The sequence below is a fragment of the Ruegeria profundi genome (assembly GCF_001507545.1).
Lineage (GTDB): Bacteria > Pseudomonadota > Alphaproteobacteria > Rhodobacterales > Rhodobacteraceae > Ruegeria > Ruegeria profundi.
Map to the genome: position 1 here is coordinate 503,598 of NZ_LQBP01000001.1, position 20,729 is coordinate 524,326.

General features: G+C 57.6%; 20 protein-coding genes. 5 read left to right on the plus strand and 15 right to left on the minus strand.

From position 1 onward, the window contains the following. Positions 1-12 precede the first annotated feature (12 nt). Both AVO44_RS02490 and AVO44_RS02495 read left to right on the plus strand, forming a co-directional pair. Positions 13-1,104, plus strand: a complete 1,092-nt coding sequence (locus AVO44_RS02490) for a flagellar motor switch protein FliG (RefSeq protein WP_068332026.1) — start codon at positions 13-15, stop codon at positions 1,102-1,104. A gap of 97 nt (positions 1,105-1,201) precedes the next feature. Next, positions 1,202-2,125: a lysophospholipid acyltransferase family protein gene (locus AVO44_RS02495; RefSeq protein ID WP_068332029.1), complete on the plus strand. Its 924-nt coding sequence runs from the start codon at positions 1,202-1,204 to the stop codon at positions 2,123-2,125. Here the strand turns inward: AVO44_RS02495 and AVO44_RS02500 are convergent, their stop codons facing one another. After that, complete coding sequence (locus AVO44_RS02500; protein WP_068332662.1) at positions 2,126-2,827, minus strand: DUF1223 domain-containing protein; 702 nt, start codon at positions 2,825-2,827, stop codon at positions 2,126-2,128. It abuts the gene before it with no gap. Positions 2,828-3,047: 220 nt separating this feature from the next. On the opposite strand from AVO44_RS02500, the gene acnA reads away from it, so the two are divergent. Further along, positions 3,048-5,738 (plus strand): aconitate hydratase AcnA, encoded by a 2,691-nt coding sequence (gene acnA, locus AVO44_RS02505; protein ID WP_068332032.1) that lies wholly within the window; start codon positions 3,048-3,050, stop codon positions 5,736-5,738. Positions 5,739-5,852: 114 nt separating this feature from the next. Here acnA and AVO44_RS02510 read toward each other — a convergent pair whose 3' ends face one another. From AVO44_RS02510 to yajC, 10 genes are all read right to left on the minus strand, one after another. Next, complete coding sequence (locus tag AVO44_RS02510; RefSeq protein ID WP_068332035.1) at positions 5,853-6,392, minus strand: DsbE family thiol:disulfide interchange protein; 540 nt, start codon at positions 6,390-6,392, stop codon at positions 5,853-5,855. Beyond that, positions 6,385-6,543 carry a heme exporter protein CcmD gene (gene ccmD, locus AVO44_RS02515; RefSeq protein WP_205626518.1) on the minus strand — a complete coding sequence of 53 codons (159 nt, stop codon included), beginning with the start codon at positions 6,541-6,543 and terminating at the stop codon, positions 6,385-6,387. Before ccmD ends, AVO44_RS02510 begins: the two co-directional genes overlap by 8 nt. Then, positions 6,540-7,313 carry a heme ABC transporter permease gene (locus tag AVO44_RS02520; protein ID WP_068332038.1) on the minus strand — a complete coding sequence of 258 codons (774 nt, stop codon included), beginning with the start codon at positions 7,311-7,313 and terminating at the stop codon, positions 6,540-6,542. The genes ccmD and AVO44_RS02520 overlap by 4 nt, the downstream gene beginning before the upstream one ends. Positions 7,314-7,374: 61 nt before the next feature. Continuing rightward, positions 7,375-8,031: a heme exporter protein CcmB gene (gene ccmB / locus AVO44_RS02525; RefSeq protein ID WP_068332042.1), complete on the minus strand. Its 657-nt coding sequence runs from the start codon at positions 8,029-8,031 to the stop codon at positions 7,375-7,377. Next, complete coding sequence (gene ccmA / locus AVO44_RS02530) at positions 8,028-8,642, minus strand: heme ABC exporter ATP-binding protein CcmA (RefSeq protein ID WP_068332045.1); 615 nt, start codon at positions 8,640-8,642, stop codon at positions 8,028-8,030. The genes ccmB and ccmA overlap by 4 nt, the downstream gene beginning before the upstream one ends. 66 nt (positions 8,643-8,708) lie before the next feature. After that, positions 8,709-9,062, minus strand: a complete 354-nt coding sequence (locus tag AVO44_RS02535; RefSeq protein WP_068332049.1) for an Mth938-like domain-containing protein — start codon at positions 9,060-9,062, stop codon at positions 8,709-8,711. A 9-nt stretch (positions 9,063-9,071) separates the two neighbouring features. Further along, complete coding sequence (locus tag AVO44_RS02540) at positions 9,072-9,830, minus strand: TSUP family transporter (protein ID WP_068332052.1); 759 nt, start codon at positions 9,828-9,830, stop codon at positions 9,072-9,074. Next, positions 9,811-10,779: a protein translocase subunit SecF gene (gene secF / locus AVO44_RS02545; RefSeq protein WP_068332055.1), complete on the minus strand. Its 969-nt coding sequence runs from the start codon at positions 10,777-10,779 to the stop codon at positions 9,811-9,813. The genes AVO44_RS02540 and secF overlap by 20 nt, the downstream gene beginning before the upstream one ends. A gap of 1 nt (position 10,780) precedes the next feature. Further along, entirely contained in the window at positions 10,781-12,442 is a 1,662-nt protein-coding gene (gene secD, locus AVO44_RS02550) for a protein translocase subunit SecD (RefSeq protein WP_068332058.1), read from the minus strand. A gap of 33 nt (positions 12,443-12,475) precedes the next feature. Then, positions 12,476-12,763: a preprotein translocase subunit YajC gene (gene yajC / locus AVO44_RS02555; RefSeq protein ID WP_068332061.1), complete on the minus strand. Its 288-nt coding sequence runs from the start codon at positions 12,761-12,763 to the stop codon at positions 12,476-12,478. A gap of 202 nt (positions 12,764-12,965) precedes the next feature. Here yajC and AVO44_RS02560 point away from each other — a divergent pair, with 202 nt between their 5' ends. Both AVO44_RS02560 and serS read left to right on the plus strand, forming a co-directional pair. Continuing rightward, the gene (locus AVO44_RS02560; RefSeq protein WP_068332064.1) at positions 12,966-14,630 is read left to right on the plus strand and encodes a mechanosensitive ion channel family protein; all 1,665 of its coding nucleotides are present in this window, start codon (positions 12,966-12,968) and stop codon (positions 14,628-14,630) included. Between the two features lie 71 nt (positions 14,631-14,701). Beyond that, positions 14,702-15,994 carry a serine--tRNA ligase gene (gene serS / locus AVO44_RS02565; RefSeq protein ID WP_068332066.1) on the plus strand — a complete coding sequence of 431 codons (1,293 nt, stop codon included), beginning with the start codon at positions 14,702-14,704 and terminating at the stop codon, positions 15,992-15,994. 60 nt (positions 15,995-16,054) lie between these two features. On the opposite strand, the gene AVO44_RS02570 is transcribed toward serS, so the two are convergent. From AVO44_RS02570 to AVO44_RS02585, 4 genes are all read right to left on the minus strand, one after another. Then, positions 16,055-16,642 carry a helix-hairpin-helix domain-containing protein gene (locus AVO44_RS02570; RefSeq protein ID WP_068332069.1) on the minus strand — a complete coding sequence of 196 codons (588 nt, stop codon included), beginning with the start codon at positions 16,640-16,642 and terminating at the stop codon, positions 16,055-16,057. A gap of 91 nt (positions 16,643-16,733) precedes the next feature. Continuing rightward, positions 16,734-17,720, minus strand: coding sequence for a fatty acid desaturase (locus AVO44_RS02575; protein WP_068332072.1), 987 nt, complete (start codon positions 17,718-17,720; stop codon positions 16,734-16,736). Positions 17,721-17,882: 162 nt separating this feature from the next. Then, positions 17,883-19,346, minus strand: coding sequence for a ribosome biogenesis GTPase Der (gene der / locus AVO44_RS02580; RefSeq protein ID WP_068332075.1), 1,464 nt, complete (start codon positions 19,344-19,346; stop codon positions 17,883-17,885). Between the two features lie 48 nt (positions 19,347-19,394). Then, positions 19,395-20,717 (minus strand): PQQ-like beta-propeller repeat protein, encoded by a 1,323-nt coding sequence (locus AVO44_RS02585; RefSeq protein WP_068332077.1) that lies wholly within the window; start codon positions 20,715-20,717, stop codon positions 19,395-19,397. Between the last annotated feature and the right edge of the window lie 12 nt (positions 20,718-20,729).

Here is a 20,729-nt window from a genome sequence, read left to right on the forward strand (position 1 = left end):
CACCGCAGGCAGATGCAAGACACAAACTCATTGTTACAGTTGGACGCGGGGGCAGCAACTCCGCTGGCTGATCAGGACGATAGCGCCCCCCGGCTTGTTCCCCGCACGCTTACCAGCAGACAAAAGGCCGCTGTGGTCGTGCGATTGCTGCTGAACGAAGGCGCAGACATCCCACTTGAGGACCTGCCGGATGAGTTGCAGGAAAAGCTGACCCACCAATTGGGCGAGATGGGTCTGGTGGATCGTGTTACGCTGGACGCAGTCGCGCAGGAATTTGCCGAGGCGTTGGACGGTATCGGCCTCGCGTTCCCGCATGGCCTGGCAGGCGCGCTGGATGCGGTGGACGGCAAGATTGGTCCCGCAACGGCGGCGCGGCTGCGTAAAGTCGCCGGGGTTCGCCAGATCGGTGATCCGTGGCAGCGCCTGCGTGAAGTCCCTGCCGAAGAATTGGCCAAGATGGCACAGGCAGAAAGCACAGAGATCGCCGCGGTCATGCTGTCAAAGTTGGAAACCGCGAAGGCGGCTCAGCTTCTGGGGCACCTGCCCGGCCCAACGGCGCGACGGATCACTTATGCTGTTTCCAAGACCTCTAACATTACACCCGAAGCGGTCGAGCGGATCGGATGGTCGCTGGCGACCCAACTGGATCAACGACCATTGCAGGCGTTTACCGATGGTCCCGGCGCGCGCGTCGGCGCAATTCTGAACCACTCAGCGGCGTCCATGCGCGATGATTTGCTGGACGCACTGGACGAGGAGGACGCGGATTTCGCCGGCGTCGTCCGCCGTTCAATCTTTACCTTTGCGCATATTTCAACGCGGGTTCGCGCCCGGGATGCCCTGACAATTCTTCGCGAACTGGATCAGACCGATCTGTTTACAGCCTTTGCCGGGGCTACATCGGATGAGGATAAGAAGACTGTTGAATTTCTGCTGTCTAGCATCCCTTCACGAATGGCCGACAGTTTTCGCGATGAAGTCGCGGATCTTGGCAAGGTGAAGCAATCCGAGGCTGAGGACGCGATGGCAAAGATTGTAAGCACGATCCGTAACCTTCTGGATGGAGGAGTCATCAAACTGATCGAAGAAGACAACGAAGAGTAGGCAAACACCAAGACTTGAACCATAGGAAAGCTTGTGGTCAGTCAGCGTGCCTTGTATGTCTGGCCCAGCAAATCACAACAGCCGGTGAGACCAGAATATGCCCGTCGAAAAGTCGGAACTCAGCCGAGGGGCGCTCTGGAAGTACTACGTGACCGGTCTGTTCATGAAAGGTGTTATCGGGACGATGCGCCTGCTGCCGTATGAGCGGCGCATCGCAGCGATGGGGGCGATTGTGCGCGGGCTTGCCCCGTTGGTTGGATTCACCGAACGCGTCCGCAGAAATCTAAAACTAACCCATCCCGAACTGACGGAAGCCGAAGTCAAACGCATCTGCCGAGATGTCCCCGACAATGCGGGCCGTGCAATAATGGAGCATTTTTCGCCCGAAGGTTTTACCGAACGCCAGGCCAATGCCAAGATCTCGGGGCCGGGCATTGCCGCGTTTGACGACGCCGTGGCCCAAGGGCGCCCAGTCATGATGATCACGGCGCATTTTGGTCACTACCTTGCGGCCCGAATCGCACTACAGGCACGTAGCGGCCAACCGATCGGGTGCCTCTACCGGCGCATGGCGAACCCGTATTTCAACGACATGTATGTCGAGGCGTTCTATAAAACGGGTGCGCCCATGTTCGAACAGGGTCGCCGTGGAATGGTCGAGATGGTGCGCTCACTCAAAAAAGGTGGCATTATCGCCATTGTGTCCGACCTGCATGCCCATGGCGGGGAAGAGCTGACATTCTTCGGCAAACCCGCCGTTACATCCGTTCTGAATGCCGAATTGGCGATGAAATACAAGGCGGTGCTGATCCCGTGCTATGCAATTCGCCAACCCAACGGTCTTGATTTTGAGATCGTTTTACATGACCCCGTCCCACACACCGACCCTAAAACCATGACTCAGTTCACCAATGATGATCTTGAGGCCGTCGTACGGCAGCATATGGGCCAGTGGTTTTGGATTCATCGCCGCTGGAAAGCGTGGAATGGCTTGGGCGTCCAACCCGAAGATATGCCGTGATCACTTGACGCGGGCAGCCGCTACGATAGGTCCATGCCCAACCCGCTGAATCAGCGCCACCGCTGGAAGGTCTGCGGTCAATTTCACCGAAAACTGCTGCGACGCCGCCCCATCCCACTGTCCGGCTATATGCCAGGATTCCACGACATTTGCATACTCCATCTCGTACCCGGCAAGTTCACCGCGGCGGATTGAGGCATGGCGCATCGGTGTATATTGCACCACGCGTACATCATATGCTTCGCCCTCAGGCAGCTCGACCGGTGTCACATCCACCAAGACTTCACTGCCCGTACGGGTTGCCACCACCTCGGCCTCAGCGGCGGCGGTCAGATGCGCATCTATCAACTGATTCAATTCGTATACATGCGCACCCACGACGTCTTGTTGACCATTCACCACCATCTGCGGCGTGAAGATCATTGAGCGCCCAGCCTGCCGCGCATAGTCGCGCTGCCGCTCGGTATGACTGGGATCGGCAAACTCATCCTTCCAACCGATGTAGTCCCAGTAATCCACATGCAGGGCTAAACCGATCACATCCTCGCGCTGCGCCAGATCATGCATCAACCGATCCGCCGGCGGGCATGCCGAACATCCCTGCGACGTAAACAGTTCGACCACCACAGGATCACTTTCTGCAGCGACCGTAGTGGCACATAATAGCGAAGCAAACACGGCGGCTGGAGCAATTCTGACCATAAAAAATCTCAGGTTTTTGAGGATACCCACAAGATGTAGACGGATCAGCACCAAATCTCCAATCAAGGTTTCTTGAGAATTCTGACGCCGCGCCCTTGCTTTGTATTCACTGGTATACAAATACTATTCAAAAGCATCTAGCCTTGAACGCGCAGCGATCATGCTACAAAAAAATGCAGCGAATCCCATTATCCAATTCATTTGAGAGGGAGACCACTAAATGCCCATTACTGTCGGACAGGATACAGCCAAGACACGTCGCAGCCTGAGCGTGAATGGCAAGTCCATTTCCTATTACTCGATCCCCGCAGCGCAAGAGGCTGGCTTGGGCGATTTTTCACGTCTACCCGCCGCTTTGAAAGTGGTGCTGGAAAACATGCTGAGATTTGAGGATGACGGTTTTTCTGTCTCGGTCGATGACATCAAAGCTTTCGGAGAGTGGGCGGCCAATGGTGGCAAAAACCCACGGGAAATAGCCTATCGACCTGCCCGCGTTCTGATGCAGGACTTCACCGGCGTTCCGGCTGTTGTTGATCTTGCTGCGATGCGCGACGGTATCAAGGGTTTGGGCGGCGATGCGCAAAAGATCAATCCGCTGAACCCTGTGGATCTGGTTATCGACCACTCGGTCATGATCGACGAATTCGGCAATCCCCGCGCGTTCCAGATGAACGTCGACCGCGAGTATGAGCGCAACATGGAACGCTACCAGTTCCTGAAATGGGGTCAGTCGGCCTTTAACAACTTTCGCGTGGTGCCGCCGGGAACTGGCATCTGCCATCAGGTAAACCTGGAATACCTGGCCCAAACCGTCTGGACTGACACCGACCAGAACGGGGAAGACGTCGCCTACCCTGACACATTGGTCGGCACTGACAGTCACACCACCATGGTCAACGGAATGGCCGTTCTGGGCTGGGGCGTTGGCGGGATTGAGGCCGAGGCCGCGATGCTGGGTCAGCCGATCTCAATGCTGATCCCCGAGGTTGTGGGCTTTGAACTCACTGGCTCGATGGTCGAAGGCACAACAGGCACGGACCTTGTGCTGAAGGTCGTCGAGATGCTGCGCGAGAAAGGTGTGGTCGGCAAATTTGTCGAGTTCTACGGTGAAGGTCTGGACCGCCTGCCACTGGCTGATCGTGCGACGATCGCGAATATGGCGCCGGAATACGGTGCGACATGCGGGTTCTTCCCCATCGACGGTGAGACCCTGCGCTATATGCGCAATACAGGGCGCGATGAGGAGCGTCTGGCGCTGGTCGAAGCCTATGCCAAGGAAAACGGGTTCTGGCGGGATGAAAACTATGCACCGATCTACACCGACACGCTCTCGTTGGACATGGCCACTATCGTTCCGGCCATCTCGGGGCCCAAGCGCCCGCAGGACTATGTCCCACTGACGAATGCCAAGGCCGCTTTCCGTCAGGAAATGGAAAGCACTTTCAAACGTCCGATGGGCAAGGAAGTGCCGGTCAAGGGCGAAGACTACAAGATGGAATCGGGCAAGGTTGTGATCGCTTCGATCACCTCATGCACCAACACCTCAAACCCGTATGTGATGATCGGCGCCGGACTGGTGGCGAAAAAGGCGCATGAGCTTGGCCTTAACCGCAAGCCTTGGGTCAAGACATCTTTGGCACCCGGATCGCAGGTGGTATCGGAATATCTTGAGGCCGCCGGTCTGCAGGAACATCTGGACGCCATCGGGTTTAACCTTGTGGGCTACGGCTGCACCACTTGTATCGGCAACTCTGGCCCGCTCCAGACAGAGATCAGCGAAGCAATTGCCGAAGGCGATCTGGTTGCGACCTCGGTCCTGTCGGGTAACCGGAATTTTGAAGGTCGCATTTCGCCAGACGTGCGCGCTAATTATCTGGCTTCACCGCCGCTGGTTGTCGTCTACGCGCTGGCTGGCACCATGGATATCGACGTGACTTCCGAGCCGATCGGTCAAGACAAAGATGGCAACGACGTCTTCATGAAAGATATCTGGCCAACACAAAGCGAAATCGCCGAACTTGTCGAACAGACCGTAACGCGCGAAGCATTCCAGTCGAAATATGCGGACGTGTTCAAAGGTGATGAGAAGTGGCGCGAGGTCGAGGTTCCCCAACAGGAAACCTATGACTGGCCGCCGACGTCGACCTACATCCAGAACCCGCCCTATTTTCAAGGCATGGGGCCCGAGCCGGGAACGATTTCGAACATCGAAGGGGCAAAGGTTCTGCTAATCCTGGGTGACATGATCACCACCGACCACATCTCGCCCGCAGGATCGTTTGCGACACAGACACCGGCGGGTAAGTATCTGACAGAGCGCCAGGTTCAGCCGCGTGAATTCAACTCTTACGGCTCGCGTCGAGGCAATCACGAGGTCATGATGCGCGGTACGTTTGCGAACATCCGTGTGAAGAATGAGATGCTGGATGGTGTCGAAGGCGGTTATACGAAAGGTCCCGATGGCCAGCAGACCTCGGTTTACGAGGCGTCGATGGCCTACCAGAAACAGGGCGTACCACTGGTTGTGTTCGGCGGTGAACAATACGGTGCAGGTTCGTCACGCGACTGGGCCGCGAAGGGCACCGCGTTGCTGGGCGTCAAGGCCGTAATCGCCGAAAGCTTTGAGCGTATCCACCGTTCGAACCTTGTTGGCATGGGTGTTATCCCATTCGAATTCACCGGCGGCGACACACGCAAATCGCTGGGCTTGAAGGGGGATGAGACCGTTTCAATCCATGGCTTGGACTCGGTCAAACCGCTGCAAGAAGTGCCCTGCACCATCACCTATGGCGACGGCACCGAAAAGACGATCACCCTCAAGTGCCGCATCGATACCGCGCCCGAGATCGAATACATCGAAAACGGTGGCGTGCTTCACTACGTGCTGCGCAACCTTGCCAAAGCAAGTTAAACCCGCGTGCTAAACAACAAAAAAGGGCGTCCTATGGGGCGCCCTTTCGTATTTCCGTAGCAGCTTGTCGCAGTGGTCGACAGGCGGATTGCCGCGTTCGCAACGTGCGAAGCACTAACTTCCCGCCGCCTTTTCCAACGCAGGTCGGATCGTGCTTTCGATGACACGTTGGGTGATGGGTCCGGCAAAACGCAGGATGATCGTACCGTCTCCGTCGATGACGTAGGTCTCGGGCACGCCGTAAAGACCCCAGTCCAGCGCCATTCGGCCGTTTTCATCCTGTCCGATCGCCCGGTAAGGATCACCCAGCTCAGTCAGGAATGCCTTAGCGTTGTTCAGCTTATCCTTGTAGTTGATGCCGTAGACGGGGATGCCTTCGTTGGACAGCGCCTCAAGGTTGGGGTGTTCAGCCCGGCAGGGCGCGCACCAGCTCGCCCAATAATTGACCAGCTTGACCTCACCGTCGCGCAGGGTGGCATCATCAAATATAGTTTTCCCCGGAAACTCGGTCAGCACAACAGGCGGTGCCGGCTGCCCTTCCCGCGCCGAAGGCAACGCATCCGGGTCGTCGCGAAACATACCAAAGCCAGCCATTACCGCGAATACGCCGAAGATCAGAGGCGGCGCAATCATCAGCGGAGAAATTTTAGCCATCGCGCGTCATCCTTCGTTCGATCTTCTCCATCTCGGCACGCACTCTTCGCCCGCGCACCACGCTGATCACCAGCAGCAATACAAGCAGAACAATCGACGCCGCATAAGACCACAAAACCGTGTCAGCATATTTCCCAAGGTCGGGCATCATCCGCTTACCCTTTCCCGCGCTTGCAGCGCTTTGATACGCCGCGCCCGAATTTCAGTGCCGGTGCGATACAAGACCAATGCAATGAACAACAGCACGAACCCGATAATGCAAAGCAACAGCGGGTAGAAATAAACGTTGCTTACCTTCTCTTCAGAGTCCGCACCGGTCACCGCAGCGACACGCATTACCGACGCGCCCTGATGCAAACCCTGGTTCCAGAAGTTCACCGCGTATCTGCTGAGCAACGCGAAAACGGACCCAACCAGACACAGGACTGAGGTCAGATCAGCGGCGGTATCGGGGTCTTCGATCGCCTCCCACAAAGCGACATAGCCAAGATAGAACAGAAACAGGATCAGGAACGAGGTCAGGCGGGGATCCCACGCCCACCAGGTACCCCACATCGGCTGGCCCCAAATGGCGCCGGTCACCAGCGCAATAAGGGTCATGACAATGCCCACCGGGGCCGCTGCACGTGAGGCCAGCGCGCTGACATGGTGCCGCCGCACCAGCCAAATCAAAGACGTGGCCAGCATCATCAGCCAGCAATTGATCGCCATCAACGCCGCCGGGACATGCAAGTAGATGATTTTTACGGTCGAGCCCTGCTTGTAGTCATCCGGTGTAAAAAAGAACCCCCACACCAGCCCAACCACGACACAGACTGCCGAAGTGATCCAGAAAAACGGCAAGACCCGCTCACTAGTCGCGAGGAATTTCCGCGGGTTGGCATATTCCCAGAGGGAGTTGGCTTTGGCTGCGATCGACATGGGTGTTATTTAGTCCGACTCTTGTTCGTTCTCAATTGACATCCGTCAAAGTTTGACCGCGTCATCGAAGGTTAATACGCAAAACGGCAGCGCTTGCGAAGGGCAATAGCGCGATAGTAGCCGCTGTAATTCCGGCCAGCATCAATAGGGGGGTCTGGGTCTCCATCCCAGTGGCTCCGCGGCGCGCGACTTCGGCCCCGAAAATCAGCGTTGGCACGTAAAGCGGCAGCACAAGCAGTGACAGCAAGAGGCCTCCTCGTTTCAGGCCAACGGTCAGGGCCGCACCAAACGTGCCGATCACACTCATGGCCGGAGTGCCGACCAGCAGCGAGATGACCAACCAGAAGAACCCCGGCACCGGGAGGTTCAACAATATCCCCAGAAATGGCGCGGCCAGAACCAGCGGCAGGCCGGTGGTCAGCCAATGGGCCAGCGCCTTGATCGTGACCACGGATTCCAGCGGCAGAGGCGCGGTTGCCAGAAGATCCAGCGAGCCGTCCTCCCAATCCAGCGCCAAAAGCCGGTCCAGTGATAACAGACACGCCAACAGCGCGCCCAGCCACAAGACACCTGGCGCGATGGTCGACAGCAATGAGGATTGCGGCCCAACTGAAAACGGCACCAAGACCGTCACGATCAGGAAAAACGCCAGACCAAGGCCAAAGCCTCCACCCGCGCGGAAGGCCAGCTTGAGGTCGCGCAGCAGTAGGGCGATCACAGGAAACCTCCGTCGAGATCATCGATGGGTTGCGGCTTGGCTTTGTTCGGGGTGACGTCCAATACGTCACCGTCCAGGCCCAGGTCTATATGGGTTGCAATCAGGGCCGATCCGCCCTGCCCCAGATGATTACGCACGGCCTCAGCGAACATCTGTACGGCATCGCGGTCAAGCGAAACGGTCGGCTCGTCCAGCACCCAGATCGGCCGCCCTGTCACCAGCATCCGCGAAAGACCCAGACGTCGTTTCTGCCCCGCTGAAAGATTGCCCGCGTAGCGATCAGAAAACGCGTTAAGCGCAAAGGCGTCGAGCGCGTGCTGAATGCCCTTTGTCCCAAAGACCGACGCCCAAAACGTCAGGTTCTCCATCACCGTTAACGTCGGCTTCAACCCGTCGGAATGCGAGGCATAGGCGATCTGATCTTCAGCACCATCAATCTGGCCGGCCAGTGGTGGTTGCAACCCGGCCAGCGTCCGCAGCAAGGTGGTTTTGCCGATCCCGTTCGGCCCGCGCAATATCAGCGCCTTACCCGGATGCAGCGCAAAGCTCAGGCCTTCAAGCACGGGAACGCCACCACGGGCGATGGCCAGATCGGTCACAGTTAATGTCATAAGTCCCGCTTATCTCATTGCCGTCAGGGGCAAAAGACAAGATTTGACGCAGGGGATTTAGTCGACTCAGACAGGCAACACGGCCAACGCGATACGCCGCCCTTCCGACAACAGCACGTTATACGTGCGGCACGCAGCCGGAGAGTTCATGATCTCAACCCCCAGCCCAGCGTTTTCAAGCGCCGCGCACAGGTCAGCCGGAATATGCGACAGGTCCGCACCCGTACCGATGAACAGAACATCCACCGCGTCAGCCAGCGCCAGCAACGGGGTGTCGTCAGTGTATCCACCCCAAGAGGCCGTTCCGTCAGGACCAGTCACAACACCGCCCTGGTAAACCTGCCCGCCAATCCGGAAAAACCCGGGGCCATACCCGTCAATCGGGGCCGCGTTGGTATAAGAAATCTCGTTTAAGCGCATGAGCGTGTTCTATCCCCAAAGCGGTAGGCCAGACAAGGCCGCTCCGGCAATCGTTAGATAAGCAGCACCCCGGTAAAGCTTTTCGTGCTGTGGCCTGAACAACCAACCGCCCAGCCAATTGCCCAGCAGATTAGGTACGGCCAGCACGAAACCAAGAGCCGATGCAGCCAGCGTCACCCGCTCCATCCCCGTCAAAAACCCAAGAAGAAGGAAATCGAATCCAAACAGGAACAAGAGAATTGTTGCGCGGATAACGTCGACCGGCAGAGGGCGCGACATATAGAAAAGGATCACCGCCGGACCGGGCAATCCCGCCGCGCCGCCCAGAAACCCAGCGGCCCCGCCGATGCCAGCAACCATGACGCGGCCAACATGGCCGTGATAGCGAACCCCAAGGATCAGGACGACCAACATCGAAAGCCCCAAAAGGCTGACTGCATATTGGAAAACCTCGGGCGCAACTTGCGTCAGCACCCACAGCCCAAGCGGCATAAAAAACACGCAGCCCAAGAGCAAGCGAAGCAGATCGCCCCGATCCACGACAAGCCAGGCGCGGCGCAGGTTCGGCAATGGGCCGAAGATGTCCATGATGGTCAAGCCAATCAAGGCACCAAATGGGCCAAGATAAGGGGCAGCGATCGGAAGAAATACCAACGCAGTTCCAAAGCCCGAAAAGCCGCGGACCACACCGCCGACAAATGCCGCAAAAAGAACAACGGCCAGCCCCGTTGGGGACTGGCCGAAAAACTCAGGCGTCGATATTGGCAAACTGATTGCCTGAAGTGTTGGACGGCTTCGACCAGTCGCGTTTGACCCCCAGCCAAAGCAGGATGGTCGAGGCCACGAAGACCGAGGAATACGTCCCCACGATCACACCCCAGATCATCGCGAAAACGAACCCTCTGATCACGTCACCGCCCAATATGTAGAGCGAGATCAGAGCCAGCAGCGTCGTCACCGAGGTCATCACGGTCCGGCTGAGCGTTTCGTTGATCGAGATGTTCAGAACCTCTTTGAGGTCCTTTTTCTTGTACTTCCGCAGGTTCTCACGAACGCGGTCGAAGACAACCACAGTGTCGTTCAGCGAATAGCCCACGATGGTCAGCAACGCCGCAATAATTGCCAGGTCAAACCGAATTTGCAGTTCCGAAAAGATGCCAATGGTCAGAATCACGTCATGGACAAGAGCAGCCACAGCCCCAAGCGCGAATTGCCATTCAAAGCGCAGCCAGATGTAGACAAGCACAGCGCCGATAGCCAACACAACGGCGATTACCGCGGTCTGTATCAACTCGCCCGAGACTTTAGGGCCAACAGATTCAACGGATGCAAACTCGATATCGGGCGCCGCGGCCTTCAGCGCCTGTTCCACAGCTGTAACCGTGGCAGCCGATACGGCCTCGGCCCCTTCTTGCGCTTGAATGCGGATCATTGCGACATTCTGATCCGGCCCGAACGTCGGATCAAAAATCTCGGTGATCGAAACGTCGCCCAATTCCAGTGGCGCGATGGCGTCGCGATATGCGCCGACGTCAATCACTTGCGCGCTTTCGGTCCGGATCGTCGTCCCGCCACGAAAATCGATACCGAAGTTCAGCCCTTGCAGCATGAACGACACAAACGCCACGATCATCAATGCGCCCGAAATGCCCAGCCAAGCCTTCCAGCGGCTGAAAAAATCAAACGAGGTGTTTTGGGGTACGAGTTTCAGTCTCATGTCAAACCTCGATCATTTTCGGACGGCGCCGTTCAAACCACATCACGATCATCAGGCGAGTCACGAAGATCGCCGTAAAGACCGACGTCAGGATGCCCAGCCCAAGTGTAATCGCGAACCCGCGCACCGGGCCGCTGCCCATGGCGAACAGGATCACGGCGGTAATGAACGTTGTCACGTTGGCATCCAAAATCGCCGACAGTGCCTTTTCATAGCCCAGTTCAATCGCGCGCGCCGGGCCTTTGGCCGATTTCAATTCCTCACGAATACGCTCAAAGATCAGCACATTTGCGTCGACCGCCATGCCGACGGTCAGAACGATGCCCGCAATACCAGGCAATGTCAGCGTTGCACCGATCAAGGAAAGCAGACCAAACAGAAGCCCCACGTTGATGATAAGCGCGATGTTGGCAAAAACGCCGAACAGACCGTAACTCAGCCCCATGAAGACCAGCACCGCGACAAAAGCGACGACCGTCGCCACCTGACCCGCGTCGATACTGTCTTGCCCCAGCTCGGGGCCGATGGTGCGTTCTTCCAGGAACTCCATCCCCGCAGGCAGAGCACCGGCACGCAACAGGACGGCCAGATTGGTGCTTTCTTCGACTGTGAAATTCCCGGTGATAATACCCGACCCGCCCGGAATATGGCTTTGGATCACGGGGGCTGATATCACCTCATCATCCAGTACGATGGCAAAGGGCGCGCCGATATTTTCAAGCGTATAGTCGCCAAATTTGCGCGCACCCGAGGTATTGAACCGGAAGCTGACCGCAGGGCGACCGTTCTGATCGAACGAAGGCTGCGCATCTACCAATTCCTCACCAGTTACGACCGGAGCGGATTCCAACGTGTAGTAAACACCCGTTTCATCAATGGATGGCACGATCTCTTGCCCGATACCCGGTACTGCATCCGGATCGGTTCCGCGCCCAGCGACCGGGTTGAAGGTCAGTTGCGCGGTTGTGCCAATGATTTCTTTCAGCTCACCCGCGCTTCCTATACCGGGTACCTGAATCAGGATGCGTTGGGCACCTTGACGTTGAATCGTCGGCTCACGCGTGCCCACCTCGTCGATACGACGCCGGATGATTTCCAGCGCCTGCCGAACAGTACGGTCATCAGAGGCCAGTTTCTCAGCCTCTGAGAGCTGTACGACGATCGTGTCACCCTCAGCGCGGGCTTCGATATCTGTAGCCCCCACTCCGGTCAGGGTCTGCACCTGTCGCGCAAGGCCACGCACCACTTCCAGCGCGCGCGACATGCCGTCGGGCTGGCTGATGCGTACGCGAATCTCATCCGGGGCCGACTCCTGCTTGCGGATCGTTCCGACAGTGGCACGTTCATCCCGCAGAGCGTCCCGGATTTCCGGCCACATCGCCTCCATCCGAGATTCGTACACATCTTCGACCTTCACCTCGGCCAGCAAATGCGCACCGCCGCGCAAGTCCAGACCAAGATTGACCAAAGAGGACGGCAGCCAATTGGGCCACTGCGCCGCCTCGGCCTGTAATTCCGGAGTGTCGATGCCAAGTTCAATTTCGACTTTGGCATCATTGGATTGCTCGACGCGCGTGTAAAACGCATTCGGCAGAGCCATGAGCAGGCCAGTCACGCAGACCAGCCAGATCAGAACCCGCTTCCAGGTATCAATTTGCAGCATTACCCTGCCTTTTCAAGGAATTGTCGCGCGAAGTTACTTCGCCGGTTCGGTCTTATTCAAAACCTGAGCGATGGTTGACTTGACCACGCGGACCTTCACGTTGTCGGCGATCTCGACCTCAATCTCGTTCTCGCCTTCCTTGACCTTCGAAACTTTGCCGATCACGCCGCCCTGGGTGACCACCTGATCGCCTCGGCGCACGGCATCGACCATGGCCTGATGTTGTTTCATCTTCTTCTGCTGCGGACGGATCAGCAGGAAATACATGATCGCAAAGATCAGAATCAGCGGGAGAAACTGGGCGATTGCGCCACCTTCCATGGGATATTCCTTTTGGTTTGGAGTTGCGAACGAGCGCCGCAAATTTTGCGAGAACCTATGCTTTGAAGCGGCTGTTTGCAAGCAAAGGCCGTATCGGAATGTGCCGGATTTCCATGCCCGGCCCTCAGGATGTTTCGAAGCGTTGCAGATATGTCCTAGGAACGTATGCTGACTTGGATATAGTCAGGGGCGAGGAGGACGAATGCCAAGGAACTTCAAACCCTTCGAGTTGCTGGTGCATCTTTTGCGCGCAGCCTGCGCAATCCTGCTTTTGTCCTCCTTCGCCCTTGCGCAGGAGACTTCTACCGAGCCGGGCGAGACCGAGATCAGCGACTCAGAAGTTTTCAAGGCTCCGGTAATCGTTGACGGCGATACGCTGTTCTTTCTGCGCGGCTCAAGCGCCCTGCCCGCCACTGAGCGGGCCGAGCGTCTTCAGACCGTAATCGTCGAGGTCGCCGAGGCGTCCGAAAACCCAACCGTCGACATCTCCTTCGAAGAGACCGATCTGGGTATCCGCATCCTTGCTGACGGGGAAATTATATCCCTGGTCACTGCGGCCGATGCCGAACTGGAGCAGATGGAACTGGACGTTCTTAGCCTTCTGCATGGCGAAGCCATCGAGGATGCCATCATCTCGTACCGCGCCAACCGGACCGAACAGGCTCTTGTCTCTGGCGCCATCGAGGCCGCGGCCTGGACGTTTGGCTTTGTGGTGTTTAGCGTAGCGATCCTATGGCTGTACCGACGCATCCGGCGCCGCACGCTGAAATTCGTCAAACGGTATTTGCGCGACGTGGAAACAGCCACCGCCAAAAGCGTACAGGCCGAAGCGATTGCCGCGTTGGTCCGCTACGCCCTGAACTTCGTGCTGTTGGTCATCTTCTTCGTCGGCTTTTACTACTACCTCTCGTTCGTCCTTCTGGCGTTTGCCGAGACACGCTATTTCGCGCAGTTGCTGCTGACTTACCTGACCGAGCCAGCGCTGCTGATCTTCAAGGGCATAATCGGATACATCCCCAATCTGATCATGTTGGGCCTGATCACCTGGGTCACGATGTACATCATCAAAGGCATGCGCGTGTTCTTCGATGCGGTCGAGGCAGGCTCGTTCGTCATCGGCGATTTCGAGAAGCACTGGGTCAATCCGACGTTCAACATCGCCCGGGTCGTGGTGATTTTGATCGCGCTGGTCTTTGCAGTGCCGTACATTCCCGGGTCGGATTCGGCGGCCTTCCAAGGGTTGACCATTCTGGTCGGCGCGATGCTATCACTGGGCGCGAACTCGGTCGTGTCCAATATGCTGGCGGGATTGTTCGTGATCTATCGCCGCTCTACCTCGATCGGGGACCGCATCCAGATCGGGGATCACATCGGCGATGTGGTGCAAATCAAACTGATGGAGACGCATCTGAAATCCATCAAGAATGAACTCATCTCGATTCCGAATGCACAGTTGATGAACTCGGACGTGGTAAACTTTTCCAAGAAAACCGACGGTAGCGGTCTGTTGCTGCATACCACCGTCGGCATCGGCTACGAGGAACCGCCCGAAAAGGTTGAGGCGATGCTGATCGAGGCCGCCAATCGCACCAATGGAATTAAGATCAGGCCCGAACCATTCGTGCTGTGGACCGCTTTGGCCGATTACGCGATCAACTATCAGATCAATGGCTATACCACGCGCGGCAGTATCATTCCAAAGATCAAATCCGACCTGCACCGCAACATCGTGGCTGTTTTCAATGAAAATAACGTGCAGATCATGACGCCATCTTACATGGCCGATCCACCCGAGCCGAAAATCCCGGCGGTGGAATGGGATGGCCACCTGGCGCATGAAACGCACGCGGATGCCGACAAGTCGTAACCGGTGCTACACCCTGCTCTCCAGATGGTGCATAAGCGACGCGAGTGATTCACGCATTAAGGACCTGAACCATGCACGACATCCGCGCCATTCGCGAAAACCCAGCCGCCTTTGACGCCGCCCTTGCGCGCCGTGGGGACGCGCCGGTGTCGTCAGACCTGCTGCGGCTGGACGAAAGCCGCCGCGCCAAGATTCTGGCGGCAGAAACCGCGCAGGCCGAACAGAACAAAGCCTCGAAAGAGGTGGGTGCCGCAAAAGGGCGCGGTGATGAGGCCGAATTCGAACGCCTTCGCGCATTGGTGGCAGAGAAAAAGGCAGAAGTCGCGCGTATGCAGACCGAAGCCAAGGATCTCGACGCTCTGCTGACCGACCAGCTGATCCGTATCGCTAACCTGCCCGCCGATGATGTGCCCGAAGGCGTGGATGAGGCCGACAATGTCGAGATTAACCGCTGGGGTACTCCGCGGGAACTGGGATTTGCGCCCAAGGAGCACTTCGAAATCGAAGCCGTTCAGAATGGGATGGATTTCGAAACCGCTGCCAAACTCTCGGGCTCGCGCTTTGTGCTGCTGTCCGGAGGCGTTGCCCGCATTCACCGCGCCCTGGCGCAGTTCATGCTGGACACGCATATCAACGAAAACGGTCTGACCGAGGTGAATGGCCCCGTCCTGGTGTTGTCTGAAATGATGCAAGGCACAGGCCAATTGCCGAAATTCGGCGAAGACAGCTATCAGACCCGCGAAGGCTGGTGGCTGATCCCGACCTCTGAGGTTTCGCTGACCAATATCGTCAACGACACGATGATCGAAGAAAGCTATCTGCCGCGCCGCTATACCGCGCATTCCCTGTGCTTCCGTTCCGAGGCCGGATCGGCCGGCAAAGACACGCGCGGTATGCTGCGTCAGCACCAGTTCGAAAAGGTCGAGATGGTCTCGGTCACCCATCCGGACAAATCGGATGACGAACAAAAACGCATGTTGCGCTGCGCCGAGGGAATTTTGGAGAAGCTTGGCATCCCCTATCGCACCGTCATCTTGTGCACGGGCGATATGGGTTTTGGTGCGCGCCGCACCTACGACATCGAAGCGTGGCTGCCCGGTCAGGACACCTATCGTGAGATCAGTTCGGTCTCAACCTGCGGTGACTTCCAGGCCCGCCGAATGAATGCACGCTTCCGTCCCGAAGCTGGTGGTAAGCCAGAGTACGTTCACACGTTGAACGGCTCGGGGCTCGCGGTCGGACGGTGTCTGATCGCCGTGCTTGAAAATGGCCAGAATGCGGACGGTACAGTGACCCTGCCCGAGGTCCTTGCGCCCTATTTAGGTGGTAAACTGACGCTGCAAGTCGACGGTACGCTGGCATAGAAAAACCGGCTACCGCGCTTCGCGGTGCCGGTTCAACAAGAAACGCAAGGCGAAGAAGGATTACTTCTTCGTCTTTTTCTTATCCTTCTTCTTGTCTTTCTTTTTATCCTTCTTGGCGTCGTCCTTTTTCTTACCGCCTTTCTTGGATTTCTTATCCTTCTTCTTGACCTTGGCTTTCACCTTATCCTTGGCCTTCGAGAATGCGGCCTCCATCTCTTGCAGCTTTTTGGCTGCCTTTTCAGCCTTGGCCTTGGCTTTCGCCTTTTTACGGGCCTTGGCCTCGGCTGCGGCTTTTTCTTCGGCTGCTTTGCGTGCCGCGTCTTCAGCGCGTTTTTCAGCCGCAGCGGCCGCTACGGTCTTTCTGGCTGCAGGTCTGCGGGTTGCAGGTTTGCGCGCTGGCGCTCGGCGTGTTGCCGGTTTTGCTGCCGCTGTCTTGGCCGCAGCCGAACTTTTCGCCGCGGGTTTAGTGGCAATCGCCTCTTTCGCTGCAGCGATCAGGATCAATGCGCGCGCGGCCCCTATGCGTGGGACTTTGACCAGATCGTCGGGGCTGGCACTTGCGACGGCTTCGGCGGTCTTGAATCCATTGGCAATCAGCGCCTGCCCAAGCGCTTCTCCTACACCGTTAACGTCGGTCACTGCAGTCATTACGAGGCCTTCCTTTCTCCCTGATTTATTCTTGTATATACGGAGGATATACACTTCGGCAAGCCGATAGGCCTGATATCATTCCTGTTTATCAATTGGTCTGCGCAAGACTACTAGCGCGACTGCTCTTGGGAAAGGGCACGAGGCGTTTTGCGTCTTCATCCCAAAGTTTCAAATTCAACGCCGCCACCGCCTCTGGGAATTTGATCCGGCGCGGTGTGTATTCGGGTGGAAGGTTATAGTGGCACGCGCGTAAGCGATACGAGGGGATGCGTGAATTGAAGTGGTGAATGTCATGCAGCGTTATACAGGCCACGGCATTGTCGAACCACCAGCCAAAGTCCAATGCAGACGATCCCTGCAGCGCCGCCAGTTGCGGGTCAAGATCCGGACGGCGATCCCAGTACGTGTCTTCAAAGTTATGCTGCAGGTAAACCAGAAAGACACCCAACATCCCGCCCAACAGAGAAAACACTAGCCAGACCAAAATGCCCGTGCTCCCTGCGATAAGAAAAAGAAGCCCAAGAAATACGACGATCGACAGATTGTGCAGCAGCACGCCTCTGACCCCAAACCGCACCGTATTTTTAGGCCAGCGGTAGCGAATGAAATATGTAAACAACGCGCCGACCGGAACCAGAATGAACGGGTTGCGGTAGAGGCGATAGAACAGTCGCGTTTGCCAGTTTGCTGTGTTCCATTCCCGCAGCGTCATGGTGTGGATTTCGCCTGTCTCACGGTGCTCAAGATTGCCGATCCCCGCATGATGCAGATTGTGGTTTTGCTTCATCACCTCGAACGGTGCAAAGGTGAACGGAGACAATCCATGCCCGGCCCACTCATTCTGCGCCCGCGTTTCAAACAGCGAATGATGACCGCAATCATGTTGCAAAACATAAAGGCGTACGGCTGAGAAGGCGAATACAACCCCTGCCGGGACCATTATGTACCAGCGATCAACATAAGCAATTGCCAGTGCCAATGACCCGAAATAGACAGCAAAGGTTCCAAAATAACTTAACGCGGCAAGTCTGTTGTCCTGAACCGCATACTGCCGTGTGTATTCCCGCAAATTCATTCAGCTTGCCCCACCTTTGGCCAAGTTAATATCATAGCGAAATTATTTGCATCTTCCTCGTGTTCAAGTGGCGCGCACAAAACGCATGCACGCAGGCGAATGCTAGCCTGCGGCAACGGGCCTGTCACGCCCTTCCACCGAAAACGCTGAAAATTGGCGCAGTTACGCGCGGCCCTTCAGATGTTTGGCCAGCGCGCCCGCGTTTTTCTTGCGCCGTCCTTTGTACGGGTTTTTGTCACCCTGCCCGCGCAATGTCAGGCGGATGGGGGTTCCGGGCATGTCAAAATCTTCACGCAGACCGTTTACCAAATACCGCGTATAGCTGTCCGGCATCTTATCCGGGTGCGAGCACATCACGACAAAGCCCGGCGGACGGGTCTTGGCCTGGGTCATATAGCGCAGCTTTATCCGACGACCTTGCGGCGCTGGCGGCGGGTGCTGTTCCAGCATGGTTGTCAGCCAGCGGTTCAACGCGGCCGTCGGAACGCGCCGGTTCCAGACATCATGGGCCCGCAGAATAGCCGCGCGAAGGCGTTCCAGCCCACGGCCAGTCTTGGCCGAAACCGTCACCAATGGCGCACCACGCAACTGTGGCAGCAGGCGGTTGAAAGCCTCTTTCAACTCGCGCAGCTTTTCCTGCTTGTTCTCTTCGACGTCCCATTTGTTGACAGCAACAACCACAGCGCGGCCTTCACGCTCTGCCAGGTCGGCGATGCGCAAGTCCTGCTGTTCGAACGGGATAGCGGCATCCAGCAGAACCACCACAACCTCGGCGAATTTTACTGCGCGCAGCCCGTCAGAAACCGAGAGCTTTTCCAGCTTTTCCTGCACTTTGGCCTTTTTTCGCATGCCCGCCGTGTCGAAAATTCGCATTGGCGTGCTGTCGCCATCGGGGTCGGCCCAGTCGATACGCAGGCTGATCGCATCGCGCGTGATGCCAGCTTCGGGTCCGGTCAGCAGACGGTCTTCGCCGATGATCTTATTGATCAGGGTGGATTTTCCGGCGTTCGGGCGCCCTACAACCGCAACTTGCAACGGTTTGGCTGCGGTGATCTGCGGGGTTTCGCCCTCGCCATCTTCATCCAACGTGATATCGATTTCCGGCGCGTCGTCTTCTGCCTGTTCATCCGCCGCGTCGGCCAGGGGCATCAGCTGCGCATAAAGATCGGTCATTCCTTCGCCATGCTCGCCCGACAGGCGCACCGGTTCGCCAAGGCCGAGGTTGTAAGCCTCTAGCACACCAGCATCCGCCGCGTTGCCTTCTGCCTTGTTCGCGGCAAGGATCACGTGCTTGGACCTCTTGCGCAGAATCTCGGCGAACATCTCGTCGGTGGGCGTCAGGCCCACCCGCGCGTCGATCATGAACAAGCAGACATCGGCCATGTCCACCGCACGCTCGGTCAGGCGGCGCATCCGGCCCTGCAGGCTGTCATCCGTTGCGTCCTCAAGCCCTGCCGTGTCGATCACGGTAAACCGCAAGTCGCCCAGCCGCCCCTCGCCTTCGCGCAGGTCACGCGTCACGCCGGGCTGGTCGTCGACCAAGGCCAGACGTTTGCCCACGAGGCGGTTGAACAGAGTGGATTTGCCCACATTCGGGCGCCCCACGATGGCGACGGTCAGCGACATGATACTCAACTTTCAAGACTCAGACGCGCCGTTTAGCGCATCTTGCCGTCAACGGAAAGCGTGTAGATCACCCTTGGTCGAGACAACATACAGCGTCTGTCCGGCCACAACGGGGGCTGTGGTGGCGCCACCCGGCACTTCAACACGGTTTACAAGCGTTCCGTCCACCGGGTTAAAGAAGCGCAGGAACCCGTCATTCGAGGCGATCACGATGCGTCCTCCGGCCAGGATCGGGCCATAATGTGCAAAGACCGGACCGCGACGATTCGGCCTGTCCTTTACGAAACCCGGCAAGTCTTGCGTCCAAACGACAGACCCGTCCGAGATGTCCAACCGCACCAACTGGCTACGGTCACTGATCAGGAACAGGCTGTTGCCCGCAGGCCAAACGGTATCCACGGCACCTTCGTTCGCAGTCCACAGTCGCTCGCCCGATCCGGCGTCAAAGGCAACGGTACGGCCCGAATGGTTGCCAATATAGATCGTGTTGCCCACAACCATCGGCCCACCGGTCACGTCCACGATTTGCGCCGCCGCACGTCCGCGGCGTCCGCCCGCGACCGAAGCGTTCCAGCGCCGAATTCCACCCCTGCGGAAGGTTGCCGCAATATCACCCGAACCGAACGCAAAGACCGACAGATCAGACGCAATCACCGGGGCCGGAGCCCCCAAAACGTTACCAACGCTGGGCGTGCCCTGAATCTGCCAGGCAATACGGCCATCTTTTGTATTTACCGCCCAGCCGGTTTCATCGCCCGCAACAAGGTACAGCAGACCGTCATTGACCAACGGTGCGCCGCTGCCGGTGGCGTTCAGCCGGTTCTGCCACCTGATCGCTCCGGTTTTTGCATCCAGCGCCGACAGCCGGCCAAACCCCGAAGACACGTAAAGAGCACCGTTGGCATAGGCCATCCCGCCGCCCGTCGCATCCGAGTCACCGTCAGATGCTGGGATCAGGTCCGTGCTCCAGGCGACCTGCCCCGCGGGTGTGACAGCGGAAACGGTCGCGCCAGCGTCCAGCGTATAGATCAGCCCCCCGGCGACGACAGGCTCAGCCGTGATGCGGCGCTTGCGGGAATCCCCGTCTCCGATCGAGGCAGACCAAATCCGTTGTGGAGTCGCGCGCAGGGCCGCGTTGTTCGTCCGATATGCAGGAGTGCCGGGGCTTTGCGACCACCCGGCATTCGCAGACTGTGCGGGCAGGCTTATCGGTTTTGAGCCGCGTGTCACAACCGCAGCATTGTCCGACGTGGGGCGAATATCCTCGCGCGGACCGGGCAAGATGACCTCGGGTTCTTCACAGGCCGCGAGCACCATCAGAGATAGCGCCCCAACCGACAATCCAACGCGGGAGAAAAGACTTGTCACCATGATGCTCCGAAC